Origin of the sequence: Bradyrhizobium sp. DN3 (genome assembly GCF_041357655.1) — a bacterium.
Lineage (GTDB): Bacteria > Pseudomonadota > Alphaproteobacteria > Rhizobiales > Xanthobacteraceae > Bradyrhizobium.
Window position 1 is genome coordinate 22,179 of record NZ_JAULLN010000052.1, and the last position, 6,465, is coordinate 28,643.

Annotated in this window: 6 protein-coding genes; 1 reads left to right on the forward strand and 5 read right to left on the reverse strand. The window is 63.2% G+C overall.

Annotated features, from left to right (window positions below):
• Window positions 1-184: 184 nt before the first annotated feature.
• From pcaG to AAE027_RS38205, 5 genes are all read right to left on the reverse strand, one after another.
• Window positions 185-787 carry a protocatechuate 3,4-dioxygenase subunit alpha gene (gene pcaG / locus AAE027_RS38185; protein ID WP_370990984.1) on the reverse strand — a complete coding sequence of 201 codons (603 nt, stop codon included), beginning with the start codon at window positions 785-787 and terminating at the stop codon, window positions 185-187.
• On the reverse strand, window positions 788-1,489 hold the full coding sequence (gene pcaH, locus AAE027_RS38190; RefSeq protein ID WP_091896547.1) for a protocatechuate 3,4-dioxygenase subunit beta: 702 nt from the start codon (window positions 1,487-1,489) through the stop codon (window positions 788-790).
• 248 nt (window positions 1,490-1,737) lie between these two features.
• A complete protein-coding gene (locus tag AAE027_RS38195; RefSeq protein WP_370990985.1) occupies window positions 1,738-3,201 on the reverse strand; it encodes a trehalose-6-phosphate synthase in 1,464 nt (487 codons plus the stop codon).
• A gap of 231 nt (window positions 3,202-3,432) precedes the next feature.
• On the reverse strand, window positions 3,433-4,254 hold the full coding sequence (otsB, locus tag AAE027_RS38200; RefSeq protein WP_091896541.1) for a trehalose-phosphatase: 822 nt from the start codon (window positions 4,252-4,254) through the stop codon (window positions 3,433-3,435).
• Between the two features lie 3 nt (window positions 4,255-4,257).
• Window positions 4,258-5,742, reverse strand: coding sequence for an MFS transporter (locus tag AAE027_RS38205; RefSeq protein WP_176946044.1), 1,485 nt, complete (start codon window positions 5,740-5,742; stop codon window positions 4,258-4,260).
• Window positions 5,743-5,924: 182 nt separating this feature from the next.
• Here AAE027_RS38205 and AAE027_RS38210 point away from each other — a divergent pair, with 182 nt between their 5' ends.
• A complete protein-coding gene (locus AAE027_RS38210) occupies window positions 5,925-6,299 on the forward strand; it encodes a DUF3175 domain-containing protein (RefSeq protein WP_370990986.1) in 375 nt (124 codons plus the stop codon).
• Window positions 6,300-6,465: the final 166 nt, after the last annotated feature.

Below are 6,465 nucleotides of genomic sequence, written 5' to 3' on the forward strand. Positions count from 1 at the left end.
GTCGAAATCCAAATGGATCCTAAACGACTGCGGTAAACACGGGATTGCTACGCGCGGAAATTGAATCCGCGCGAACTCCGGGGAATTACGGGAAAACGGTCAGAGGGGGCTTCCGACACCCGCCCCGGCGGTCGTCCCGGACAAGCGCGCTTCGGGCGCGCGCGGATCCGGGACGAGGCGGGAGTTAGACGTCGAAGAACACCGTCTCGTCCTCGCCCTGGAGCCGCAGGTCGAGGCGGTAGACCGCCTTGCCGGCCTCGCGCGTCGCAATCAGCGTGGTGCGGCGCTCAGCGGGCACCAGCGCCAGCACGGGATCGGCGGCGTTGCCGGCCTCGTCGCTGAAATAGATGCGGGTATAGAGATGCCTGAGCATGCCGCGCCCGAACACCGCAAGCAGGATGTGCGGCGCCTGCGGCTTGCCCTGGGGATCGGGCACCGCGCCCGGCTTGATGGTGTCGAAGGAATAATTGCCGTCCTTATCGGTGCCGCAGCGGGCAAAACCGCGGAAGCTCGCATTCGGCAGCGCACGCTTGTCCTGCGGGTCGGCGAAGCGGCCCTGTGCGTCCGGCTGCCAGATCTCCAGCATGCAATCCGGTACGGCGATGCCGTCGCCGTCGAACACCCGGCCCTCGATGCGGATACGGTCGCCCGTGACGTCGGGCGTCAGTGTCGAGTTGGTGAACGCGTCGTTCCAGGCGTATTCGCCGTTTGGCGTCAGGCCGTATTTGAAGAACGGGCCGACGGTTTGCGATGGGGTGATACCGTTGGGCTTCACAGAATCCTGCACTTAATGGTTCTCCATAGGCGTGGCGTTCTGGCCGCGCAGCACGATGTCAAAGCGGTAGCAGAGCGCCCATTCCGGCTTTGTGTTCTCGAGATCGAACGAGGAGACCATCCGCGCCCGCGCCTTCTCGTCCGGCACCGAATTGAAGATCGGGTCGAACGGGAACAGCGGATCGTTCGGGAAATACATCTGAGTCACGAGGCGCGTGACGAAGGAGTGCCCGAAGACCGACAGGTGGATGTGCGCGGGCCGCCACGCATTGTGATGATTGCCCCAGGGATAAGCGCCCGGCTTGATGGTGACGAAGCGGTAGTAACCAGAGGCATCGCTCACGGTGCGGCCGGCGCCCGTGAAATTTGGATCGAGCGGCGCCGGGTGCTGGTCACGGACATGGACATAGCGACCGCAGGAATTGGCCTGCCAGATCTCGACCAGCGAGTTCGGCACGCCGCGGCCGTCCTCGTCGCGGACGTGGCCGTGCACGATGATGCGTTCGCCGAGCGGCTCGCCACTGTGCTGATGGGTGAGATCGTTGTCGCCCTCGCGCACGGTCTCGTGGCCATAGACCGGACCGGTCAGCTCCGACAGGGTGTGGCGCATCGGGATCAAGGGCTTGTTCGGCGCGCGCTTGATCGAGCTCTTGTACTCGGGCGACAGCGGCAGCGGATGCGCCTTGTTGCTGTCCGTGGGATAGATGAATGTCATTTGGCGAACTCCTCCCCAGCCATTGTGGACCGGCCGGTCAACGCTTCCGCCAATCATTATAGGATATAACTAATTTGGGGAAGCGGGTTTCGCGGGGCTTCCTTTCTTCACCTCGCCCGCAAGCGGGGACGGTCGGATCGCCCCGGCGATGCGAAGCGTCGTCCGGCGCGATCCGGGCAAGGGGGTACAGGTCCTTTCATAAATCACGTGCGGCCCCTCTCCCCGTAAAAGCGGGCGAGGGAGAAGAACTAGATCAACCGCACACCTGAGATCGCCGACTTCAGCCAGCGCAGCGCCTGCGGCGGCTGCGCTGCGAGCGGGACAACGGCGGCCTTCTCGGTCCGACATTTCTCGAGCTCGGCCACGAAATCGGTCGACCATTGCTGGATGGTGTGGCCGCGCAGCTTCTTCATCATCACGTCCCAGCGCATCTTGCGCTCGGTGAGCGGCATTGAGGCCGCGACCGCGATCGCGCGCGCCATGCCGTCGATGTCGTGCGGATTGACCATCAAGGCGGTGTCGAGCTCGTTGGCCGCGCCGGCGAACTTCGACAGCACCAGCACGCCGGGATCGGCCGGGTTTTGCGCGGCGACGTATTCCTTGGCGACGAGGTTCATGCCGTCATGCAGCGGAGTCACCACGCCGATTTGCGCCGTGCGGTAGAGGCCCGCGAGCACGGTCTGGCTAAAACCCTTGTTGAGGTAGCGGATCGGCGTCCAGTCCACTTCGCCGTGACGACCGTTGACGTCGGTAACGAGGCGCGCGACCTCGTTCTGAAGGTTGCCATAGGCCTCGATGCCACCTCGCGAGGGGTTCGCGATCTGGAGCAGCGAGATGCTGCGCGCAAACTGCGGATGCTCCGTCCAGAGCCGGTCGAATGCACTGATGCGGTTGACGAGGCCTTTCGAATAGTCGAGGCGGTCGACGCCGATCGCGAGGCGCTCGCCATTGAGGCTGCGCCGCAGCCGCGACACGTCGGGATGCGAGACCGACTTCGCCGCATATTGCGCGAACTTTTCCGCATCGATGCCGATCGGAAACACTTCACAGCGCGTGCGGCCATGCTGAGAGATCGCAACACCGTCCTCGATGGCGAGGCCGAGCTCGCCGCCGACATAAGCGAGGAAGTTCTGGCAGTCCTCATTGGTCTGGAAACCGAGCAGATCATAGGCCAGCATCGCCGTGATCAGCTCGCGATGATTGGGCACGCCCTGCACCACCGCGGCGACCGGCCACGGCGTATGAAGAAAGAAACCGATGGGATCGCCGACGCCGAGACTACGCAGTTCTGCGCCGAGCGCGAGGAAGTGATAATCCTGCACCCAGAACGCGGTTTTTGCTTTTCGAAAACGCATCAAGGCGCGCGCCATGAAGGCGTTGACCTCGCGATAGCTGACATAGTCCTCGCGCGAGACGCGGATCAGATCGCTGCGCGAATGCAGTGCCGGCCACAACGCTGAATTGGCAAAGCCTTCGTAATAGCCGCCGTAATGTGCCGCCGGCAGATCCAGCGTCGCAATCGCGCCCGAGCCCAGTGCTTCGATCTCGGCGAACGGTTCCTTCTGATGGCCATCACGCACGCGGCCTGAAGAGCCCACCCAAATGGCCCCCGAATGTTCCACCACCGGCAGCAAGGCCGCCGCGAGGCCGCCCGTCATGGGTTCATTGGGTTTGCCGCGCGCGACGCGATTTGAAACGACAACTAAGTTCACAGGTCGTCCCCTCCTGTTTCATTCCAGCCCGTTTAACTGCCGTTCATCAATATGGTTCCGGATCATCGTTTCAACGAATTGAAACCAAAATCGGGCGTGCGCGTTGGAACTGGCTTCCTTCGCGGAACCCGACAATTCATCAGCTTTTTACGGTGTGTGTTGCGCAGCATGCATTGCGATGCGCAACGATACTGCCGGGCATTATGTCCGCGAGGTGGCGCTGCCTTTGTTTCACCTCGGATCGAGCAGGCGCGCAAGGAACGCACGCACATCGCTCGGCGCATCGAAGTGACCATTCACACCCATGGCGCGGCGGCCGACCGAGAAGGCGAGCCCGTCCATATCAGGCATGATCGCGAACACGGTCTCATCCGTGACGTCGTCACCGATGAACAGAGGACGACGTCCCCTGAATGGCTCATGCTGCATCAATTCGTGCACACCGCTCGCCTTGGTGAAGCCGGAATGCTTGATCTCGCAGACGAATTTGCCAGGCAGCACCTCGATCGGCGCATTGGGCAGATCGGCGCGGATCAGCGACACGGATTCGTAGATCGCCTTCTCCGCATGCGGCGCAAGGCGGTAATGCAGTGCCAGCGAATAGCCCTTGTCCTCGAGCAGAATTCCCGGGCTGAGCTTGGCGATCGCAGCCAGCCGCCGCTTCAGCTCCTTGTCCAGCGGCGGCGCGTGGACGTCATCGGCTTCGCTGTCCACTGACAGCCGCATCTCGGCGCCGTGACCGGCGACGGCGCGAAACACGTCGGGCGCGAAGATCAGGTCAATGTCATTGAGCGAGCGGCCGCTGACCAGCGCCAGCGCGCCGGAGGTGCGTTCCACCAGACGATTGAGCGTGTCCGACAGCCCCGGCGGCACCCACACCTCGCGCGGCGTCGGCATCAGGTCGAGCAGCGTGCCGTCGATGTCGAGCAGGATCGCGGTCTCGTCCAGATGCGGCACGAGCGCATGCGGCACCGGCACCGTTTCCGGCGTCTCGTCGTCACCAGGGATGGTGAGCTTCTCGTCCAATGCCATTTCCGCAAGTTCCGATTTCATAGTCTACTCCATAAAGGCAAGCGGCCGTGCGATTTGTTCGAGCGATTTGCGCTCTGCCGAGACGGCATAGCGCCACGCCACGATCGCGGCCGCGATCATCAGGACTGCCCCCAGCAGATAGCCGGCGAACACGCTGGTGCGTGATCCCGTGTCGATCAGCGCGCCGAATAGTGCCGGCCCGATCACGCCGCCAATGCCGGTGCCGACTGCATAGAACACTGCGATCGCCAGCGCGCGAACCTCCAAGGGAAAGTTCTCGCTGACGGTGAGATAGGCCGCGCTCGCCGCCGGCGAGGCGAAGAAGAAGATCACCATCCAGGCCACGGTCTGCCCCTGCGCGCTGAGCGCGCCGATCGAGAACAGATAGCCTGACAGCGCCAGCAACAAGCCCGATACGCCATAGGTGAACACGATCATGGTGCGGCGGCCGAGCGTGTCGAACAGGCGGCCGAGCAGCAGCGGACCGAGGAAGTTGCCGGCGGCGAAGGGCAGCAGGTACCAGCCGACATGATCGGCGCTGATGCCGTAGAAATCGGTCAGCACCAGCGCGAAGGTGAAGAAGATGGCGTTGTAGAAGAACGCCTGCGCGCTCATCAGCACGAGGCCGACCAGCGCGCGCTGACGATAGGCCGAGAACAGCGTGTGGACGACCTCGGGGATCGGCGTGTGATCGCGCATCTTCAGGCGGATCTTCGCAAAGCGTCCGTCGCTCGTATCCTGGCCTTGTCCGATCACCGAGCATTCGATTTCGTCGACGATGGCATGCGCCTGGTCGGGTCGGCCGTGGATCATCAACCAGCGCGGACTCTCCGGAATCCACATCCGCATCAAGAGCACGACGAGCCCTACGGTCGCGCCGATCAGGTAAGCGAGGCGCCAGCCGAGATCGGGACCGATCACGGCCGGATCAAGCAGCACGATGGCCGCCACCGCGCCCATCGCAGCGCCGATCCAGAAGCTGCCGTTGATGATGAGATCGGTCCAGCCGCGATAGCGCGCCGGCACCAGCTCCTGGATGGTCGAATTGATCGCGGTGTATTCGCCGCCGATGCCGGCGCCGGTGAGGAAACGAAACAGCGCGTAGCTCGCGATATCCCATGACAGAGCAGTCGCAGCCGTCGCCGAGAGATAGAGCGCAAGCGTGATGAAGAACAATTTCTTGCGACCGATGCGATCGGTGAGCCAGCCGAAGCCGAGCGCACCCAGCACCGCGCCGGCAAGATAGGCGGAATTGGCGATGCCAAGATCCAGATTGGAGAAATGCAGCGAGGGGCTCTGCTTCAGCGCGCCCGAGAGCGCGCCGGCCAGCGTCACCTCGAGTCCATCGAGGATCCAGGTGATGCCGAGCGCGAGCACGACGCGCGTGTGAAAGCCGCTCCACGGCAGCGCATCGAGGCGCGAGGGAATGCTGGTCTCGACGACGCGATCCGTCGCCACCGCCGAGATCGCAGATTCATAATTCAGCGCTGGGCTTTGCTGCAATTCCATCGCGTTGTTGTGTCTGATCAATGGAAGCGGCCCCGGTTCACATGACGTGGACGGGGTCGATCCGATGATGGGGATGCGGCATTCCGCCTGCCACCTGCGACAACGTTTGCGACGAGGCTGGGTTCCCATAGGAACAGCTGCCGAGAACATCCGTTTTCGATGGAGCTGCAAGGAGTTGACGCATGGCTCAGGTCAGAAAGACGACACATTCACGGAAGACAGGCGCGCGCAACTCCGCGCGCCGCAAGGCCAGCACGACACGCAAGAGGTCAAGCCGACGCGCAGCACCGAAGCGATGGTCGCAGCGTGTGACGAAGGAGAGTGACGCACTCGATCTCAAGCGCGGTGTGTTCAAGCTCAAGGACCCCAAGAAAATCGCAGGCTCCCTGAAGCGCTCGGCCGAGCACAGCTCGCGCCGCAAGACTGGCGCCTATCGCTCCGCGCTGTCGATGCTGACGTTCTACATCAACCGCGCCGGCAAGACGCTGCCGAAGACGCAGCGCACGCGACTGGAGCGCGCGAAGGTGGAGCTGAAGCGGGCGTTCGGGCGGGAGTGAGATTCAGACCTCCACTGTCGTCCCGGACAAGCGGAGCCCTGGCAGCGCGCAGCGTTGTCAGGAGCGGAGCGCAGATCCGGGACCCATACTCCGCAGCAATCGTTTTGCGAAGATTCGGAGTTGCCAGCTCGTGCAGCAACGCAATTCGGTGGTTATGGGTCCCGGA